A 16,706-nucleotide genomic window follows, 5' to 3' on the forward strand; every position below is an offset into this window, starting at 1 on the left:
ACACGTGGACCACCGCTTCGTCACCGCACTCGAGAAAGCCCTCGGCTGGGACGGACCCGGCGCACTCGGAGCCTCTTTCGCCCGGGGAACGATCGGGGACCTTGATCTGCTCGATCGCCTGCTCAATCCCAGGAAGCTGCTGGACCTGGTGATGCGCCGCAGCGTCACCACGCCCCAGTTCCGCATCTTCCAGGACGGGGCCGAACTGCACCCCGGCCGCTACATCCAGCCCTCCGTCACCCGGCGGGGACAGGCCATCCCCATGGCCGACATGCGCCGCGTCGGCGGGCTGATGCGCGAGGGCTGCACCATGGTCCTGGACGAGGTCGACTTCTTCGACCCGGCCATGGAGGCCACCTGCCGTGCGCTCCAGTGGTGGGCCCGCGAGCTGGTGCAGGTGAACGCCTACCTGACCACCCAGGACGCGAGCGGCTTCAAGCTCCACTGGGACGACCACGACACCGTGATCGTCCAGCTCGCCGGCCGCAAGAGCTGGGAAGTCCGCGGCACCTCGCGCAAGGTTCCGATGTACCGCGACTCCGCCCCCAATGCCGAGCCCAGCGAGGAAATCGTGTGGCAGGGCGTCATGGAGCCCGGCGACGTGATGCACATCCCGCGCGGCTTCTGGCACCAGGCCACCCGCGACGACCAAGGCGACGGCTACAGCCTGCACGCCACCTTCGGCATCGTGAAGCGCGTCGGCGTGAACTGGCTGGCCTGGCTCGCCGACCAGGCCCGCACGCAAGACCTGTTCCGGTACGACCTGGACCGCTGGAACTCCCCCGGCCAGTGGGAGGGACAGCAGCAGCTCCTGACCGACGCCGTCGCCGAGATGGCTACGAAGCTGACTCCGCAGGACTTCTTCGATGCCCGCGAGCGGGAACGCCTGGCCGCCCGGCATGTCCCGGCCACCGGCCTGTTCGGCAAGCCCGCGGCCGTCGTGTGCGTCACCGACTTCGAGCCCGTGATCGAGGAGCACCACGACACCGTGGACGTTCTCGCCGCAGGCAAGAAGCTCACGTTCGCCGGCAAGGCGTACCCCGCCCTCGCCCTGCTGCTGAGCGGCCACCCCGTCGACATCGCCGACGCCACCGAGAAGACCGGCCTGCACGTGGAACAGCTCGCCGAGATCCTGGTGAAGGAGGAACTGTGCACGGAGCTGACCCCCGCCTTGTCCTCGGCCTACACCGGTCTCGTCACCACCGCGACATCCTGACGGCCGCACTCGACCTCGGCGTCACCGCCCTGGACACTGCGGCCCCCTACCTCGGCTTCCGCTCGCACACGGTGCTGGCCGAGACGGCCGCCGATCTGCTGCCGAGGTTCACCCTCTCCACGAAGGTGGGCTTCTTCCCGAGCGCTGGAGGTGCGGAGCACTCCCTTGATCCGGTCCGGCTGCGGCTGGCCGTCGAGCGAGCGGCCCGGGAACTCGGCAGGGAACCTGACACCGTGCTCCTCCACAACCCCGAACGGACCCTCGCGGGCCTGTCCACTGCCGATGGCCACACCCTCCTCGGCAATGCCTGCACTGCCCTGGCCGACGCCGCCCGCGACGGTCTGTGCCGCGCCTGGGGTGTGGCCTCCTGGGATATCCGGTCGCTCGGGACGGTCCAGGTGGACGACCTGCCGTCCCCGGACGTCCTGATGGTCCGGGCCGGGTTCCTCGTGGGCATCGACTTACTCGACGCCACAACCGTCTTGCGCACGGCCTGGCAGCCGGGCAAAACCTGGGGCATGAGCCCCTTCGGCGGCGGCCACCGGAAAGTGTGGGAGGAATTCGACCCCCGGCCGTTCCTGCGGCCGGGTCACGGGGATCTGTCCCGCATACAGGCGGCGTTCCGGACCGCGTTCCACCTGCCCACCGCCTGCGCGATGGCGGTCGGCACCGACGACCCCAGGCACCTGGCCCAGTTGCTCCAGGCCCTGGGCACGGAGGTGGACACCGCCGCCGTCAGTCAGTACCTGCGGGCCCTCCACGGACACCGTCAGAGCTGAAGCTCGGCTACCAGGCGGTCGGCCTCCTTCCGGGCCGGAGCCAGCAGCGGATCCTCCTCGTACGCGTAGGGTCCGACGATCTTCGACAGGAAGAACAGCGACATCAGCTTGCCGTCCCGGCTCTCCAAGTCCGCACGCCGCTCCTGGTGGACGCGGTCCGCGAGACCCGGGACGGCAAGCGCATTGCCCCACAGCGTTGCGGCGTCGAGGCCCCGGGGCGCCATGCCCCAGTCTTCCCAGTCGATGAGGGAGAACTCCGGTCCCATCACGTTGGCCCAGGTCAGATCTGCATGAGCCGGCGCCCACCGCTCGATCCGCGTATCGGCCACCCCGGGGAAGACCGCCCCGAGGGTCTGGGTCACCTGCTCCTGCGTGATCGTCACCGTGTCCGGCGTCGCGATCCGCGGCGTCTGCTGTGAGGCAAGCGCGTCCAGCGAAGCGTTCAACGCCTCCCACCACTTGTCCGGCAGGCCCGGGTCTTCGAGCACCAGGGCGCCCTTGCCAACAGACGGCGACGGAATCAGCTCGAGCTCATCCGCGCGCCACATCACCGGCTCGCCCGACTCGCGCCACGCCACACCCTGGTACCACTCGGGCATCGCGACCCCTTGCAGTACGGCAGCGGCCTCGGTCCCGTTCCAGCCCTGCGGGCCGATCCGCTCGAATCCCCGCCGCTCGATACGCACCCATGTACCCCGGTCCGTACGGCCGCCCAAGGAACGCCGTTTGCGTACCATCCCTTGCCGGTCCAATCGCACATGCAGGGCCTCCTCCACGCGCCGTACTACGTCGTCCACCGACTGACGGCGTAGATCCACTTGGGCGGCGACAGGCAGGGAACCAGTCATTACGACCTCCTCGGCGAACGGACGACCGTAACAGGAGCGGTCCTGCCGATACGGCCCGCTCACCAACGGCTGAAGTCAGCAACTCCATTATCGGAGCCGTCGATCAAGATCTGACATGACGTACCTACCGACCCAGGGTGTCGTGGAGAAAGGCAACAACCACGGCGCTTGAGCATCGCTCCGCGTCGGTCCAGTTCGGCCACAGGGGAGTGCCAGTCACCGGATCGGACTACGGGAGCAGGGCCAGAGCCTCCTTGAGATTGTGCTCGGCGATGCCCCGCATGAACTCCCGGTCGGGGAAGTCTCCGTCGAGGAGCCGTAGCGGGCCCGCCACCAGGGACAGCCGCATGGCCAGGGCGTAGAGGTCGAGGCGCCGCGGGTCGAGGCCGGGGCGGGCCAGGGCCTCGTAGCGCTCCTGGAAGCGGAGCCGGAGGAAGACGTGCTCCCACTCGACGTCGAAGTACATGAGGCCCTCGATGTCGATGAGGACCGCTTCCCCGCATTCGGTCACCAGGACGTGGTCGGGGCCCAGCTCTCCGTGGATCAGTCCGTGTTCCGTGCGCGGCGCCACCAGTGCCCGGAGGGTCCGGAGCCGGTCGTCGAGCCGGCCGCGGGCCGCCGCGATCCTGCTGTCGCGGCCCGCCGCTTCCCCGAGGTCGCGCAGGGCGCGGTCGAGGACCAGCTGCTCGCAGGAGCTGCCGAGAGCGGTGCCTCCCCGCTCCAGCACGTCCACCCTGCCGTAGCGAGGGGCCCGGCTGCTCTGCATCAGGTCCAGGGTCCGGGCCAGGTCGGCCAAGGCCTTCCGCGCGGCCGCCGGGTCGGTGTCGAGGAGTGCTTCCAGCGTGCCGCCGGGGACGTCCTCGACCACCGCCACGTCCGCCGCGTACCGCTGCCTGCCGCCGTCCGCCAGCAGCAGCCGGGGTACGCGGGCCCCGAGCTCGTGCAGCAGCCGCTGCGCGGCCAGGAAGGGCTGCAGTCCGGATGCGGGCGCGAAGGGGTCCGTTCCGTCGGTCCCCTCCCCCGCGGTGGCGCCGGGCCAGAAGTTCTCCTCGTCCGCCCAGCTGTAGACGATCACGCTCGGCGTCCCGGCCCCGGCGAGCCGGACCCGGTAGACGCCCTTCTTGCTCCCCCCTCGCAGGCGCCGCACGCCGGCGATCCGGCACGCCCCTCCCAGTGCGTCCCGCACCACTCCCGACAGGTCCTCGGCCTCCGCGAATCTGCGCATCGGGCGAATCTATACGGGGCTGCGCCGCGCGGGCGTGCCGCCTGGTGGAACGGGGGCGGGACCTGGGACCCGTAGGGGACGCGGAACGGCCCCCGTTCCTCCTGGAGGAGGGACGGGGGCCGTTCGGTGGTGCTAGACCAGCCTGGTGGGACTAGGCAGGCAGGGTGTTGCGGAGCGCGGTCGGGGCGTGGCCCAGCTCGGTCGCGACCTCTTCGAACTCGGTGACGTCGCTCATGTCGACGGTCTTGCTCATCGAGATGTTGGTGATGCGCTCGAGGATGGCCTCGACGACGACCGGGACCTGGTGCTCCTGGGCCCACTTCTTGGCCGTCTCGAAGGCCTCGCCCAGCTTGTCCGGGTCGGTGACGCGGATCGCCTTGACGCCCAGGCCCTCGGCGACCTTGACGTGGTCGACACCGTAGACACCCAGCTCGGGGGTGTTGATGTTCTCGAACTCGAGGTTGACCTCGAAGTTGATGCCCAGGCCGCCCTGCGCCTGACGGATCAGACCCAGGTAGGCGTTGTTCACGAGGACGTGAACGTAGGGGACCTTGTGCTGGGCGGCGACCGCCAGCTCCTCGATCATGAACTGGAAGTCGTAGTCGCCGGACAGCGCGACGATCGGGGTCTCCGGGTCCGCGGTGGCGGCACCGATCGCGGCCGGGATGGTCCAGCCGAGGGGGCCGGCCTGGCCACAGTTGATCCAGTTGCGCGGCTTGTAGACGTGCAGCATCTGCGCACCGGCGATCTGGGACAGACCGATGGTGGTGACGTAGCGGGTCTCGGGGCCGAACGCCTTGTTCATCTCCTCGTAGACGCGCTGCGGCTTCATGGGGATGTTGTCGAAGTGCGTGCGGCGCAGCAGCGTCGCCTTGCGCTCCTGGGCGGAAGCGGCCCAGGCGCTGAAGTCGGGCAGCTTGCCCTCGGCCTTGAGCTCCTTGGCGATCTCGACGAAGAGCTCCAGGGCCGCCTTGGCGTCCGAGGCGATGCCGAAGTCCGGGGCGAAGATCTTGCCGATCTGGGTCGGCTCGATGTCGACGTGGACGAACTTGCGGCCCTTGGTGTAGGCGTCCAGGTTGTAACCGGTGTGACGGTTGGCCCAGCGGTTGCCGATGCCGAAGACGAAGTCCGACTCGAGGAACGTCGCGTTGCCGTAGCGGTGCGAGGTCTGGACACCGACCATACCGGCGGCCAGCTCGTGGTCGTCCGGGATGACGCCCCAGCCCATGAGGGTGGAGATGACCGGGACGTTCGTCAGCTCGGCGAACTCGACCAGCAGGTCGGAGGCGTCGGCGTTGATGATGCCGCCACCGGCGACGATCAGCGGGCGCTCGGAGTCGAGCAGGAACTGCAGGGCCTTGCGGGCCTGGGCGCGGGTGGCGCTCGGCTTGTAGACCGGCAGCGGCGAGTAGGTCTCGGGGTCGAACTCGATCTCGGTCAGCTGGACGTCGATCGGGAGGTCGATCAGGACCGGGCCCGGACGGCCGGAGCGCATCAGGTGGAAGGCCTCCTGGAACACGCCCGGAACCTGGGCGGCCTCCAGGACGGTCGTCGCCTTCTTGGTGACCGGCTTGGCGATCGAGGCGATGTCGACGGCCTGGAAGTCCTCCTTGTGGAGCTTCGAGACCGGAGCCTGACCGGTGATGCACAGGATCGGGATGGAGTCCGCGATCGCGGAGTACAGGCCGGTGATCATGTCGGTGCCGGCCGGGCCCGAGGTACCGATGCAGACGCCGATGTTGCCGGCCTTGGCGCGGGTGTACCCCTCGGCCATGTGCGAGGCGCCCTCGACGTGGCGGGCCAGCGTGTGCGCGATTCCGCCCACGTTCTTGAGCTCGCGGTAGAACGGGTTGATCGCAGCACCGGGAACGCCGAACGCTTGTTCGACACCCTCAAGCTTGAGGATCTCCACTGCAGCGGCGGCGGCTGTCATACGAGGCATCGAGTTCTCCTGCGGGTCTGGCGGGTCAGGCTTTTCCGTAATCCGGAAGTTTTGTTCTGCTATACGGAACAAGCTAAGCGGCGACTCCCCGCAACGTCAAGGCGGTACGGCACCCCGGAACCCACCAAAAGCCACGTCTTGGGCAGTGAGTTGTACGAAAAACCAGGGCTCGGCCGAAAATCGGGGGTCTGCCCGCCCCCGCGGTGGCAGGTGGTGGACCATGGGCCTACGCACAGCGACGAGGGGGTCCGGTTCTGATGGCGGATGCGGTACCGGTGCGCTGCCCGGCGTGCCTGCGCGAGAACGGATACGCCGCCCCGGTGTTCCCCTGCGCCTGCGGGAACCCGGTCGTCCCTCCCCTGGACCTGGCGTCACCGCCCCGGGAGCTGACCCACCGCACGTGGACGGACAGCTGGGTCGCGGTGCGGTGCGAGGCCTGCGGCCGTGAGGGCGAGTGGCCGCATCCGGAGATGGGGTGCTCCTCCTGCGGGACGGTGGTGCTGGTTCCGGTGCATCCGCTGGAGCCGGTGGGCGGGATTCCCTTCGGCGGGGACGTACGGACTCCCCCTCGCGCGGCCGAGACGCCCGGGCCTGCGGCGGGGCCGCAGGCGGCTTCCCCCGCCCCCTTGGCGCCTCGGGTTTCCCCATCCGCCCCGGCTTCCCCGGCCGCCCCGGACCCCGCCGTGCCCCGTCCCGCCTTCCGGCCCCTGACCATCCGGACCGCCCGGGACGCGGTGGTCACCGCGGCCCTGTACCTGCGCTGGCTCGGGTTCCAGGACGTGCGCCAGCCCGACGGCCGGCCGCTCCCCTCGACGGCGGTGGACCTGCGGGCCCCCGGCCTGGTCGCCCAGGTGGACCCGAGCACGGCCCCGGCCGGACTGCGGGCGGTGGAGTGCGTCTGGCTGAACGGGCTCACGGCCTGCGCGACCAGCGTCTACTTCTCGCTCGCCGGATATACGGAGGACGCGCGCGCCCGCGCGGACGACCTCGGGATACCCCTCTTCGTCATGGACCTCACGGGCATGCCCCAGCCGGTCAACGACCCGGCGGAGGACCTCCTCGGCATGGGGGCCTAGGCTCTGGGGGTATTACGCGTGTTTGCCCGCCGAGTGCCGAGGAGAGCTTGATGAGCCTGTACGACATCCCGCTGACCACCCTGTCCGACGAGCCCACCAGCCTCGCCGCGCACAAGGGCAAGGCGATCCTGCTCGTGAACACCGCCTCGCAGTGCGGTCTCACCCCTCAGTACTCGGGTCTGGCCCGCCTGCAGTTCAAGTACGAGGAGAAGGGCTTCACCGTCATCGGCGTGCCCTGCAACCAGTTCGGCGGCCAGGAGCCCGGCAACGCCGACGACATCCAGACGTTCTGCGCGGCCGGCTTCGGGGTCACCTTCCCGATCCTGGAGAAGTCCGACGTCAACGGCGAGAACCGCCACCCGCTCTACGCGGAGCTGGTGAAGTTCCCGGACGCCGACGGCGAGGCCGGTGACATCACCTGGAACTTCGAGAAGTTCCTGATCTCCCCCGCCGGCGAGGTCGTGGGCCGTTTCCGTCCGCGCACCGAGCCCGAGGCCGCCGAGGTCATCGCCGCGATCGAGGCGCACCTGCCGGCCTAGCACCGCCTGATCGCCGAGGGCCGAGGGCCGGTACGGGGCTGCGCGCGCAGCCCCGTACCGGCCCTCGGCCGTTCGCGGAGGCCGGGGGTCAGTTCACCTGCCGGTCCTGGCCCGACCAGTACGGCTCGCGGAGCTTGAACTTCTGGATCTTGCCGGTGGCCGTGCGCGGGATGGCGTCGCGGAACTCGACCGACGTCGGGGCCTTGTAGCCGGCCAGTCGCTGCTTGCAGTGGGCGATGATGTCCGCCTCATGGACGGCCCCTCCGTCGGCTCCCTCACCTCCCGCACCTTCCCCGGCTCCCCCGGCTCCCTCGACGAGGACCACGAGGGCCTTGATCGTCTCGCCCCACTTCTCGTGCGGCACGCCGATGACGGCGACCTCCGCGACCGCCGGATGGCTGAAGATCGCGTCCTCCACCTCGATCGACGACACGTTCTCGCCGCCGGTGATGATCACGTCCTTCTTCCGGTCGGAGATCGTCAGATGGCCGTCGGCCTCGTCGATGGTGCCGCCGTCACCCGTGTGGAACCAGCCGTCCCGCAGCGCGGCCGCGGTCTCCTCCGGCTTGTCCCAGTACCCCTCCAGTACGACGTTCGACCTGGCCAGTACCTCGCCGTCCTCGGACACCCTCAGCTTGACCCCGAGCGCGGGCAGCCCGGCGCGCGCGAGCTTGTGCGCCCGCTCCCCGGCCGGCAGCTCCGCGTCGTCCGGTCGGATCCGGTTGAAGGTGAGCAGCGGCGAGGTCTCGGTCAGGCCGTAGATCTGCGTGAACTCCCAGCCCAGCTCCTCGCCCATCCGCTGGATCGTCCGGCTCGGCGGCGGGGCGCCCGCGCAGACGACCCGTACCCGGTCGCGGCCCGGGATCTCCCCCTCCCAGCTCGCCGCCGCGTCCAGCACGGTGTTCCACACGGCGGGCGCTCCGCACATCAGCGTGACCCCGTGCTCCTCGACCCGGCGCAGGATCTCGGCGCCGTCGACCTTGCGCAGCACGACCTGCTTGACGCCGAGCCCGGCCATCACGAAGGGCATGCCCCAGCCGTTGCAGTGGAACATCGGGAGCGTGTGCATGTAGACGTCGCGCTCCCAGACCCGGGTGTGCAGGCCGAAGGTGAGGCCGTTCACCCAGATGTTGCGGTGGGTCAGCTGCACCCCCTTGGGGCGGGCGGTGGTTCCGGAGGTGTAGTTGATCGTCGCCGTCGCGTCCTCGTCCGGGCGCGACCAGGGGCGCGGCTCCACCCCGAAGCGCATCAGCGCCGCGTCCGTCTCCGGCCCGAGGACGAAGCGGTGGCGGGCCTTGACGCCCGCCAGCGCCTCGTCCAGTTCGGGGTCGACGAGCAGCACGGAGGCCCCGCTCTGCCGGACCACGTAGTCGACCTCCTCCGGCTTCAGCCGGAAGTTGACCGGTACGCAGACGCGCCCGCTCATCGGCACCGCGAACAGCAGCTCCAGGAGCCGGGCGGAGTTGTGGCTGACCACCGCCACGCGCTCGCCCTCGCCGACCCCCAGCGCGTCGAATCCCGCCTGCCAGGCCCGTACGCGTTCGCCGAGCCTTCCGTAGGTCGAATCGGGGACCGGTGGAGCGGGCTGATCCGGCTCGTCCACCACGCCCGGACTGGACGAGAACCCCAGCTCGGCCCGGTCGAGGAAGTCCGTGACGGTCATGGGAATCCGCATTGCTCTCTCCTAGGTCCCTGATCCCGAACAGCTGTCTGGCTGACGCGCCGCCGCCGTCGTCCGTCGGTGGTCGAGCGGCCCGCCACGAACGAGAACGATCGCGGGTGATCTCGGTCGTGCCAGGCATCGTGCCGTGTCCGGCGTACGGGCCACCAGAGCGCGGCGGAGCCGGGTGGCCCGGGGCCGCCGCGCCGCGGCTCAGCCTCGGATGGGCCCGAAGCGGACGGAGCCGCCGGAACGACCCTCGCCATCCCCCTCGCCCATCTCCGCGAGAAGCGTCTCCCCCTCGGCCACGATCTCGGCTTCGTCGGCCTTGGACACGGCGGAGAACAACTCGACGGTGAGCGTCCCGCCGGCCTTCCCTGCATCCAGCTTCCAGAGCCCGGCGAGGAAGCCGTCGAGGAGCAGGGTGCAGTGGGCCTGGTTCCCGGTCCAGCTGCTCCCCTTCAGCTCGGGCGGGATCACCCGGGAGCGGTCGGCGTGGGAGAGGAGCAGGTTGTCGAACTCGGGGAGGAACCGGGGCGGCGCGGGCTGCCCGGCATCGGGGCGGGGCCCGTCGGGCAGATCGAAGAGTTCGACGCCGTTCTCGTCTTGGAACACCTCCAGGACCGGCCTGAGCCGCTCGAAGGCCTCGCGCAGCCGGGTGAGCCCCGCCCACGTCTGCATGTCCTTGACGGACGCGGGCCCGAAAGCCCCGAGGTACCGCAGAACGACATCATCGATCGCGGAATCCTCTCCGCCAGACCCCCCGCCCTCGCCCACCCACTCGTTCAAGGTGGTGAGACGGACCTGGCCGCTCTTCCCCCAGACCCCGCGCGGGGTGACCTGGACGAGCGGCAGCCGGCAGCGCGCGGCGACGGACAGCGACTGGGGGTCGGCTCCGGGCCACTCCTTGAGCAGTTCCTCCCGTATCTCCGCCATGGTCCGCGGCTCGGCCTCCACGAACACCCGGGCGCGCTCGGCCAGCCGGTCCAGGTCCACTCCGACCAGGCCCTTGCGGAAGTAGTTGATCTCCCGGTCGCGGGCCGGCTGGACGAGGGGACGCAGGGTGAGCGCGTCGTGCACGGTGTGGGTGTGGATGGTGGACCTCATCGTGACCATCCGGACCACCTCCCGGGACTCCATCAACCCGGCGAGCTCGGCCGGCCCGAAACCGGCGAGGCGGGCGTGGAGCTGGAAGTAGGGCGGCTTCACGTTCTGGGCCTGTAGCCCCAGCAGGTGCCGCGTGGCGTCCTGTGCGGACATCTCTGTCCGGGTGAGGAGCAGCTGACGGGCGAGCGTGGCACGGTTCAGTGCACGGGTGCCGAGTACGGGACGCTTCGTCTTGGAGGCCATGACAGCAACGTATCGGCCCATGCGGACACCTTCTGTCCGCAACTCCGAACCGGCCGCGCCCTCGCACACGGACCCGCATGAGCCCCTGGGTCCATTCACCCGGATATCCTGCACCTTGCCCGTAAACACCCGTTCGACCGACCGGGAGCTGACCTGCGATGTCGGAGCGACCAGACCACCGCCCCTCGCCCACGTCCGCCTCCACACCGACGCCGGCGAAGCGCGCGGGCTGGCGACGCCCGGCGACCTCTCCCCCCACCCCTCCCGCCACACCTCCACGGGCCCCGAAGCCGCCACCGCCGGCCCCCACTCCCGCGGACCACCGCAGCGTGATCGACTCCGCGGTCTACCGCGACGGAGTCCGGATCGCCTCCCCCACCACCCTCGCCGACACCTTCCGCCAACTGCGCGACCAGCCCGACGGCATGGCCTGGATCGGCCTGCACCGCCCCACGGAGCCCGAACTCCATTCCCTGGCAGACGAGTTCAACCTCCACCCGCTCTCCATCGAAGACGCCCTGGAAGCCCACCAGCGCCCCAAGTTGGAGCGCTACGGCGACACCCTCTTCGTCGTCCTGCGGGCCGCCCGCTACCTGGACGCGCTGGAGGAGGTCGACTTCGGCGAGCTCCACATCTTCGTCGGCCCCGACTTCCTGATCACGGTCCGCCACGGCGCGGCCCCGGACCTCTCGGCGGTCCGCCGCCGCATGGAGGAGTCCCCCGAACTCCTCTCCCTCGGCCCGGAAGCCGCCCTGTACGCCATCCTCGACGCGGTGGTCGACGGCTACGCCCCCGTCGTCGAGGGCGTCCAGATCGACATGGACGAGATCGAGACCGAGGTCTTCAGCGGCGATCCGGAAGTCTCCCGCCGCATCTACGAACTCTCCCGCGAAATGGTCGAGTTCCAACGGGCCACCCGCCCCCTGGTCGGCATGCTCCACAGCCTGATGGCCGGCTTCGCGAAGTACGGCACGGACGAGGAACTCCAGCGCTACCTACGCGACGTGGCCGACCACGTCACCCACACCAGCGAACGCGTGGACGGCTTCCGCCAGGCCCTGACCGAAATCCTGACGGTCAACGCCACCCTGGTCTCCCAACAACAAAACGCCGAAATGCGAGCCCTGGCCGAGGCCGGCTTCGAACAGAACGAGGAGATCAAGAAGATCTCCTCCTGGGCCGCAATCTTGTTTGCACCCACACTCGTAGGAACCATCTACGGCATGAACTTCGAGACCATGCCGGAACTCCAGTGGGCAGCGGGCTACCCCTTCGCGATCCTCCTGATGGCAGTGGTCTGCGTCAGCCTGTACGTCATCTTCAAGAAGCGCGACTGGCTGTAGACCGCACAGCAGCACCATTGATCAACTTAGCTCTCGCGAACACTAGGAAGTGGCCCGCCGGGCGCCCCCGGGGAGAATCCGCAGCCCGCCCGCACCTGAGGACTGCCCCGCCCGGCCCCAAAGCCCTCCGGGACCGTTCAGTTCGTGTAGTCGGGCCTGGCCGCCCGGAGATGGTCCGCCACCGTCCGGAGCCAGGCTTCGACCGGGAACGGGGCCGGCGGCTCGACCTCCATGCCGAGTTCAGCGACGCCGACGGCGTAGTCGTGCTCCTCCAGCCCCAGAGCCAGCAGTTCGTGGATCTCGCCGACCAGCCGGGCGGTCAGCTGGGGGTCAACCGTTGCCCCGTAATCGCGGACCGCCGCATCGTGGTCGCCGAACTCGTCGGGCATGTCCTGCGAGAACCAACCGCCGAGGAACTGTCCCAGCTCCCCGAAGCGGGCGTGCCACTCCCAGTGGGTCTGGGGCGCGACCGGCGGCGGCACATCGCCGGACTCGATGCTGCGCTTGATGTGGTCGGCCATCTCGGACAGCCAGCTTTGAGTCCGGGACTCGGACAGCCCTATGTCGGGTACCGAATAGAACTCGCCGAGGCGCAGCCGCAAGCGGCCCGGCGGATTCCGTGCGTACTCCCGGAGTTGTTGTTCGGCGACAGAGAGCGCCCAGGGCCGGGTGTGCCAGGTGTGCCGGAGGTATGCCTGAAGAGCCGGAGGCGCTGTGCCTGCTTCCGGACTGTCGGGTTCCTGTCCGACGAAGGCTGCGACGACGACGTCGAGTTCGCCGTACCGGCGGTCGAACTCAAGCGGCTTCATGGGCACTGCGGCACCTTCAGAGGTAGATCGGGTAAGTGGCGTGCACGACGAAGCCGTGCGGACTCAGCGCTTCACGCCTCAGCGTCACCCGCGCGGCCCGCACATCGACGGGCTCGCGGCCGGCGAGCATCATCGCCTGCAGCAACACGCGCCCGACGGGCTCCTCACGGGACGGCCAAGCCGCCTCGATGGTGAGCCTCGGCCGCGTGCTCTGGGCCAGCCAGCGATGTACGGCCTGCTCGTTGCGCGTGACGACCTGCTGGGTACACCACTGTGCGGTCGCGCGGTCGGGATAGGTGGCAGAACGGGTACGCACGGGAAATCCTCAGTCGATGGTGAAGCCCCAGAAGATGCCGACTTCTGTAGCGGAGATTGCGATTACACCACAATCCATTGCGTGGCCGGTGAAGCCCTCATAGGCACCCTCGCGACGGAACATATCGGCATGGGGATTCTCTCGCGCCGTCACCGCATTGGTCATGAACAGCGCGTCTTCTCCGAATCTTTCCAGGATCATTCTCGCGTGCGAGGTCAGCTCGGCTTCTCGCGCATCGAAATCCGGAATATCCTGTGTTTGGAACCACTCGCCCTGGAGAGTGACCAGGATTTGCTCGGCGCCCCTCCTGGACACGGGGAAGGCCGTGCTGAAGTCCCTTGGCGTGACAGCACTGAACGGGCTGTCCGGGCCGGTGCCGTAGTCGCCCCCTCCCGGTGCCGCGGCAACCTTGGACCAGCCACGCGGATCGTCTGTCCGCAGCTGCATGACGTCGAGGGCGTCCAGGCGCCAGTCATCGCGCCGCCGCGCCCCCACCGCCGCGAACATGCCCTCTCCGAAAAGGGCCCGCAGGGAACGGCTCCACGGGGTGGCGTCCATCTGGGTCACGGGCCTTACCTCAGTTCTCCAAGTGCGCACTACGGGTGCTGGGTCTTGTCGGTGGGCATGGAAGTGAGAACGACGAACGGCGGGTGGCTTCCCGGGTTGGGTCTCAGAACGACCCACACATTGGTCACGTCACGCGCGGCGGCGTCGCCCCGGTCCCACGACCTTCCGACGACGTCGTTCGTCGTCAGGAGGAGCGAGCGTGACGAGTTGGGTCCGGGGTTGCCCGCGAGCCAATTGTCGATCTTCCTCTGATTGCCCGGTTCATCCAGAGCCGCCTGAGTATACCGCTGCGCGTCTGCAAGGTTCCCGAACGCAGAAACGGCCTCGGGCCTGATGCCGGAAGGCCTCACGATCTGCTGGTCCCTCAGCCTTTGTTCCAGTTCCTCATCCGTCTTTCCCACATGCTTGTCCACCACATGGGACCCGAGAATGCCCTCCTGATTCGCGAGGTCGATCGGGTATTTGTGATTGCTTTCGTCGTCCCCGGCCACCGTGTAGAGCGGATCGTTCTTGAAATCGGTCAGAGCTCGGGCACCGAAGGACTCCGCCCGCGCCGACTCCGCCCGGAACGCGGGAGCACTGAGATATGCCTCATCCAGGGCTTCGTGCAGTTTGTTGAGCTCCGCGACCTGTCGGTGCACGCGGTTGTTGTACGCCTCGACCGTCGCGTTCATCGCCTCCTCGTCCACCTCAAGGGAGAAGCCGACCGCGAAACCCCTCCCCATCTTGAGGAGTCCCTTGCCGAAGCTCTTGACGTCCTTCAAGTCCAGGCCGTCGCTTCTGTCGATGTGCGGCAGGGCCTTCAGCACGGCTTCGTAGTAGAGCCTGCGAAGGTCGTCCCGCACATCCTCCGCGGCGGCCGCCCAGGCACGCAGAGCGTCACTCATGACGTCACAGGTCTTGACCATCACGTCCATGACGGGGTGGCTGCCGGCCTGACCTGGCTGCGCGGAGTCGTGTTTCCACTGGTAGCCCTCACGACTCTGGCCCCACGCGCTCGTACCCCAGACAGCGCTGCAGAATTGCCTCATAGCAGCGTTCCACTCGCCGTTGGAGCGATCGGTGTAGTTATGGAGAGCGCTGCTGAGGTTTCCGTCCGTGGCGGTGACGGACGTGCTCGCGTAGACCCAGGCGATGGACATGTTGTCCAAACCCAGGTAATCGGGCAACGGCATGATCTCGGCCGCCTTGCCCATGCGGTAGGCGTCCTCCAGGAGGGGCCTGATGAGCGCCAGGAGTCCGGCCTCCACCGCTTCCAGTGCCAGCTGGAAGATGTCCTGGCTTTGGTCGACGTCCGCCCACTTGAGGTCCGTCACGGACCCGTAGTTCGGCGGTGTGTCGATCACGGTCGGCGGTGGCTGGGTCTGGGCCGGGGCCCCCGAGGGGTCCGTCGCGGCGTCCGCGATCGCGTAGTTGTTCGCGGTCACGGCGAAGCCGACGGCAGCGCCTCCGACGCTCGCCACCGACTTGGCCCACACCTCGATGAAACGGTTGCCGACCTTCTTGTACGCGGCGGCGAACTCCCACGCGGCGGTTCCGTATCCCCCGCAGTCCGGATATCGGCCGAGCTCGTTGAGAAGCTGATTGGCCCCCTTGTGCAGTCCGTCCTGGAGATGGCCGACGTAGCCCGCGAGCGCGTGCAGCGCACTGGGGGTGACGTCGATTTCTCCGTTCTTCAAGGGAGGAGGAGGGGGCACGCTCATCAGGCCGCTCCCCAACCGCGCAGCACAGCGGCATGCGCCGCCGCGTAGTTGCTCTGGCCGGTCGCCACAATGCCGTGAAGCCACGCCTGTGTGGCCTGAAGGTCCCGTGCGGACCGATCCCACTCGTCCAGCCTGTCGATGAACGCCTCACGGGCCTCGCCTTCCCAGGCGAGAACAACCTTCTCAACGCGGTCGTGCATGGTCTGAACGTTGTCGTTGAGCTCCTTGAGGATCTCTTCCAGTTGGCCGGAGAGAAGCCGCAGAGTAGCGAAGTCGACCGTTATGCTGCCGTCGCTGTCAGTCATGCGTCACCCTCGTCACAGATCCTGCAAGCGGCTCGTGCGCGGCGCGGGGGGCGGGGTCCCGGTGTTGGGGGTCGAAAGCCCGTCCGCCTCCCTGTCCACCTCCACGGACATCTGGATGCGCCTGAAGGCGGCCAGAGTGTCGAGCTCCTGCTCAGTAAAACCGTCTCGGCTCATGCGAACGGCCGCTTCGATCAGTTTCATGAGCTCACGGATGCGTACCGCTTCCTTGGCGGCATCGCGATGCCGCCGTCGGTAGGCCTTGGCCGCGGGCCCCTGCCAGCGGGCTTCGATCGTGTCGACGACCGCGTCCATACGCTTGACCTGCCGGTCCAGAAAGCGCTGCATTTCGTCGAGGTCGTCGGCCAGCTTGGTCAAGCGCTGGCTGTTCACCAGCAAGTTGGGATCTGCCGCCACGTATCCGCCCCCGTACCCCAATGCCCGCTCAACTGCCCAGTTGTTCATTTGCTCAACAGAGCGTTCAACACTTGCACTCTAGCAAGAGTGAACACAGGTTCGCCTTTGGGCACTTCGTACGCAGAAGTCGATGTCCCACCAGCCTTGTGGCCACTGAGGGAAGCCAGGCCGGACGGGCCATGAGCCCGAGGGCAGCCATTGCCTGCGGCGGCGGCTCCGGCTGCCCGCCGGATCCGGACTCCCTGGTCCGGCGAAGGGCGCCGGCCGCCATGTCACCGCCCGTACCCCGCTTCCTCCGCGAGATCCGCGGTCGGCACCTCCCGACCATGTGCGACATGCCACGATCCTCGCGTATCGACGCCGGGGTGGTGACGGACTCCTCGGAGTGGAAAGGGGAGGCCCCATGGGATTCGGTTTCCGCGTTGGTGTGCCCGGACTGAGTGTGCGTGTCTCGACAAGGGGCGTACGGACATCCGTCGGGCCGCGGATGGCACGCGTGAGCGTGGGCGGCGGGCGGACGACGCTCTCTTCGGGGATGGGGCCCCTTTATGCCTCTACTGCACTGGGCGGCGGGCGCCGCCGGACCAATACGAGTCGGACGACCCGCTCCGGCT

Annotated in this window: 16 protein-coding genes; 5 read left to right on the forward strand and 11 right to left on the reverse strand. The window is 68.7% G+C overall.

Annotation, left to right across the window (positions count from 1 at the left end; all coding sequences use genetic code 11):
• Positions 1 to 4: 4 nt before the first annotated feature.
• Both ACFYYB_RS05655 and ACFYYB_RS05660 read left to right on the forward strand, forming a co-directional pair.
• Positions 5 to 1,216, forward strand: coding sequence for a JmjC domain-containing protein (locus tag ACFYYB_RS05655; protein WP_389433340.1), 1,212 nt, complete (start codon positions 5 to 7; stop codon positions 1,214 to 1,216).
• On the forward strand, positions 1,150 to 1,995 hold the full coding sequence (locus tag ACFYYB_RS05660) for an aldo/keto reductase (protein ID WP_389433341.1): 846 nt from the start codon (positions 1,150 to 1,152) through the stop codon (positions 1,993 to 1,995). Before ACFYYB_RS05655 ends, ACFYYB_RS05660 begins: the two co-directional genes overlap by 67 nt.
• Here the strand turns inward: ACFYYB_RS05660 and ACFYYB_RS05665 are convergent.
• The 3 genes from ACFYYB_RS05665 to gcl all read right to left on the reverse strand — a co-directional run bounded on the left by ACFYYB_RS05665 (position 1,986) and on the right by gcl (position 6,001).
• Positions 1,986 to 2,843 carry a hypothetical protein gene (locus ACFYYB_RS05665; protein WP_389433342.1) on the reverse strand — a complete coding sequence of 286 codons (858 nt, stop codon included), beginning with the start codon at positions 2,841 to 2,843 and terminating at the stop codon, positions 1,986 to 1,988. The genes ACFYYB_RS05660 and ACFYYB_RS05665 overlap by 10 nt on opposite strands.
• Before the next feature lie 229 nt (positions 2,844 to 3,072).
• On the reverse strand, positions 3,073 to 4,068 hold the full coding sequence (locus tag ACFYYB_RS05670; RefSeq protein ID WP_389433343.1) for a phosphotransferase family protein: 996 nt from the start codon (positions 4,066 to 4,068) through the stop codon (positions 3,073 to 3,075).
• Between the two features lie 151 nt (positions 4,069 to 4,219).
• Entirely contained in the window at positions 4,220 to 6,001 is a 1,782-nt protein-coding gene (gene gcl, locus ACFYYB_RS05675; RefSeq protein ID WP_266912577.1) for a glyoxylate carboligase, read from the reverse strand.
• Between the two features lie 266 nt (positions 6,002 to 6,267).
• Between gcl and ACFYYB_RS05680 the strand changes: the two genes are divergently transcribed.
• Both ACFYYB_RS05680 and ACFYYB_RS05685 read left to right on the forward strand, forming a co-directional pair.
• Positions 6,268 to 7,086 (forward strand): hypothetical protein, encoded by an 819-nt coding sequence (locus tag ACFYYB_RS05680; protein WP_389433344.1) that lies wholly within the window; start codon positions 6,268 to 6,270, stop codon positions 7,084 to 7,086.
• Positions 7,087 to 7,136: 50 nt separating this feature from the next.
• Positions 7,137 to 7,625 (forward strand): glutathione peroxidase, encoded by a 489-nt coding sequence (locus tag ACFYYB_RS05685; protein WP_389433345.1) that lies wholly within the window; start codon positions 7,137 to 7,139, stop codon positions 7,623 to 7,625.
• An 88-nt stretch (positions 7,626 to 7,713) separates the two neighbouring features.
• On the opposite strand, the gene ACFYYB_RS05690 is transcribed toward ACFYYB_RS05685, so the two are convergent.
• A complete protein-coding gene (locus ACFYYB_RS05690) occupies positions 7,714 to 9,300 on the reverse strand; it encodes an AMP-binding protein (RefSeq protein WP_389433346.1) in 1,587 nt (528 codons plus the stop codon).
• Between the two features lie 198 nt (positions 9,301 to 9,498).
• A complete protein-coding gene (locus ACFYYB_RS05695) occupies positions 9,499 to 10,635 on the reverse strand; it encodes a winged helix DNA-binding domain-containing protein (protein WP_389433347.1) in 1,137 nt (378 codons plus the stop codon).
• Between the two features lie 158 nt (positions 10,636 to 10,793).
• Between ACFYYB_RS05695 and ACFYYB_RS05700 the strand changes: the two genes are divergently transcribed.
• Positions 10,794 to 11,978 carry a magnesium and cobalt transport protein CorA gene (locus ACFYYB_RS05700; protein WP_389433348.1) on the forward strand — a complete coding sequence of 395 codons (1,185 nt, stop codon included), beginning with the start codon at positions 10,794 to 10,796 and terminating at the stop codon, positions 11,976 to 11,978.
• A 137-nt stretch (positions 11,979 to 12,115) separates the two neighbouring features.
• Here ACFYYB_RS05700 and ACFYYB_RS05705 read toward each other — a convergent pair whose 3' ends face one another.
• Genes ACFYYB_RS05705 through ACFYYB_RS05730 form a run of 6 tightly spaced genes read right to left on the reverse strand, consistent with a single transcriptional unit; the run spans position 12,116 to position 16,140 of the window.
• Positions 12,116 to 12,793, reverse strand: a complete 678-nt coding sequence (locus ACFYYB_RS05705) for a contact-dependent growth inhibition system immunity protein (RefSeq protein WP_389433349.1) — start codon at positions 12,791 to 12,793, stop codon at positions 12,116 to 12,118.
• A gap of 10 nt (positions 12,794 to 12,803) precedes the next feature.
• On the reverse strand, positions 12,804 to 13,103 hold the full coding sequence (locus tag ACFYYB_RS05710) for an RNase A-like domain-containing protein (RefSeq protein ID WP_389433350.1): 300 nt from the start codon (positions 13,101 to 13,103) through the stop codon (positions 12,804 to 12,806).
• A gap of 9 nt (positions 13,104 to 13,112) precedes the next feature.
• The gene (locus tag ACFYYB_RS05715; RefSeq protein ID WP_389433351.1) at positions 13,113 to 13,670 is read right to left on the reverse strand and encodes a hypothetical protein; all 558 of its coding nucleotides are present in this window, start codon (positions 13,668 to 13,670) and stop codon (positions 13,113 to 13,115) included.
• A 29-nt stretch (positions 13,671 to 13,699) separates the two neighbouring features.
• Positions 13,700 to 15,373: an RNase A-like domain-containing protein gene (locus ACFYYB_RS05720; protein WP_389433352.1), complete on the reverse strand. Its 1,674-nt coding sequence runs from the start codon at positions 15,371 to 15,373 to the stop codon at positions 13,700 to 13,702.
• Positions 15,373 to 15,678: a WXG100 family type VII secretion target gene (locus ACFYYB_RS05725; RefSeq protein ID WP_389433353.1), complete on the reverse strand. Its 306-nt coding sequence runs from the start codon at positions 15,676 to 15,678 to the stop codon at positions 15,373 to 15,375. The genes ACFYYB_RS05720 and ACFYYB_RS05725 overlap by 1 nt, the downstream gene beginning before the upstream one ends.
• Before the next feature lie 12 nt (positions 15,679 to 15,690).
• Complete coding sequence (locus tag ACFYYB_RS05730) at positions 15,691 to 16,140, reverse strand: WXG100 family type VII secretion target (protein WP_389433354.1); 450 nt, start codon at positions 16,138 to 16,140, stop codon at positions 15,691 to 15,693.
• Positions 16,141 to 16,706 lie beyond the last annotated feature (566 nt).

The organism is Streptomyces sp. NPDC002886 (genome assembly GCF_042888445.1).
Classification (GTDB): Bacteria; Actinomycetota; Actinomycetes; order Streptomycetales; family Streptomycetaceae; genus Streptomyces.

Coding starts and splice junctions, on each gene's coding strand:
- ACFYYB_RS05720 (WP_389433352.1), bottom strand. CDS start 15,373: ATGAGCGTGCCCCCTCCTCCTCCCTTGAAGAACGGAGAAATCGACGTC.
- gcl (WP_266912577.1), bottom strand. CDS start 6,001: ATGACAGCCGCCGCCGCTGCAGTGGAGATCCTCAAGCTTGAGGGTGTC.
- ACFYYB_RS05700 (WP_389433348.1), top strand. CDS start 10,794: ATGTCGGAGCGACCAGACCACCGCCCCTCGCCCACGTCCGCCTCCACA.
- ACFYYB_RS05690 (WP_389433346.1), bottom strand. CDS start 9,300: ATGCGGATTCCCATGACCGTCACGGACTTCCTCGACCGGGCCGAGCTG.
- ACFYYB_RS05730 (WP_389433354.1), bottom strand. CDS start 16,140: ATGAACAACTGGGCAGTTGAGCGGGCATTGGGGTACGGGGGCGGATAC.
- ACFYYB_RS05685 (WP_389433345.1), top strand. CDS start 7,137: ATGAGCCTGTACGACATCCCGCTGACCACCCTGTCCGACGAGCCCACC.
- ACFYYB_RS05670 (WP_389433343.1), bottom strand. CDS start 4,068: ATGCGCAGATTCGCGGAGGCCGAGGACCTGTCGGGAGTGGTGCGGGAC.
- ACFYYB_RS05695 (WP_389433347.1), bottom strand. CDS start 10,635: ATGGCCTCCAAGACGAAGCGTCCCGTACTCGGCACCCGTGCACTGAAC.
- ACFYYB_RS05680 (WP_389433344.1), top strand. CDS start 6,268: ATGGCGGATGCGGTACCGGTGCGCTGCCCGGCGTGCCTGCGCGAGAAC.
- ACFYYB_RS05665 (WP_389433342.1), bottom strand. CDS start 2,843: ATGACTGGTTCCCTGCCTGTCGCCGCCCAAGTGGATCTACGCCGTCAG.
- ACFYYB_RS05725 (WP_389433353.1), bottom strand. CDS start 15,678: ATGACTGACAGCGACGGCAGCATAACGGTCGACTTCGCTACTCTGCGG.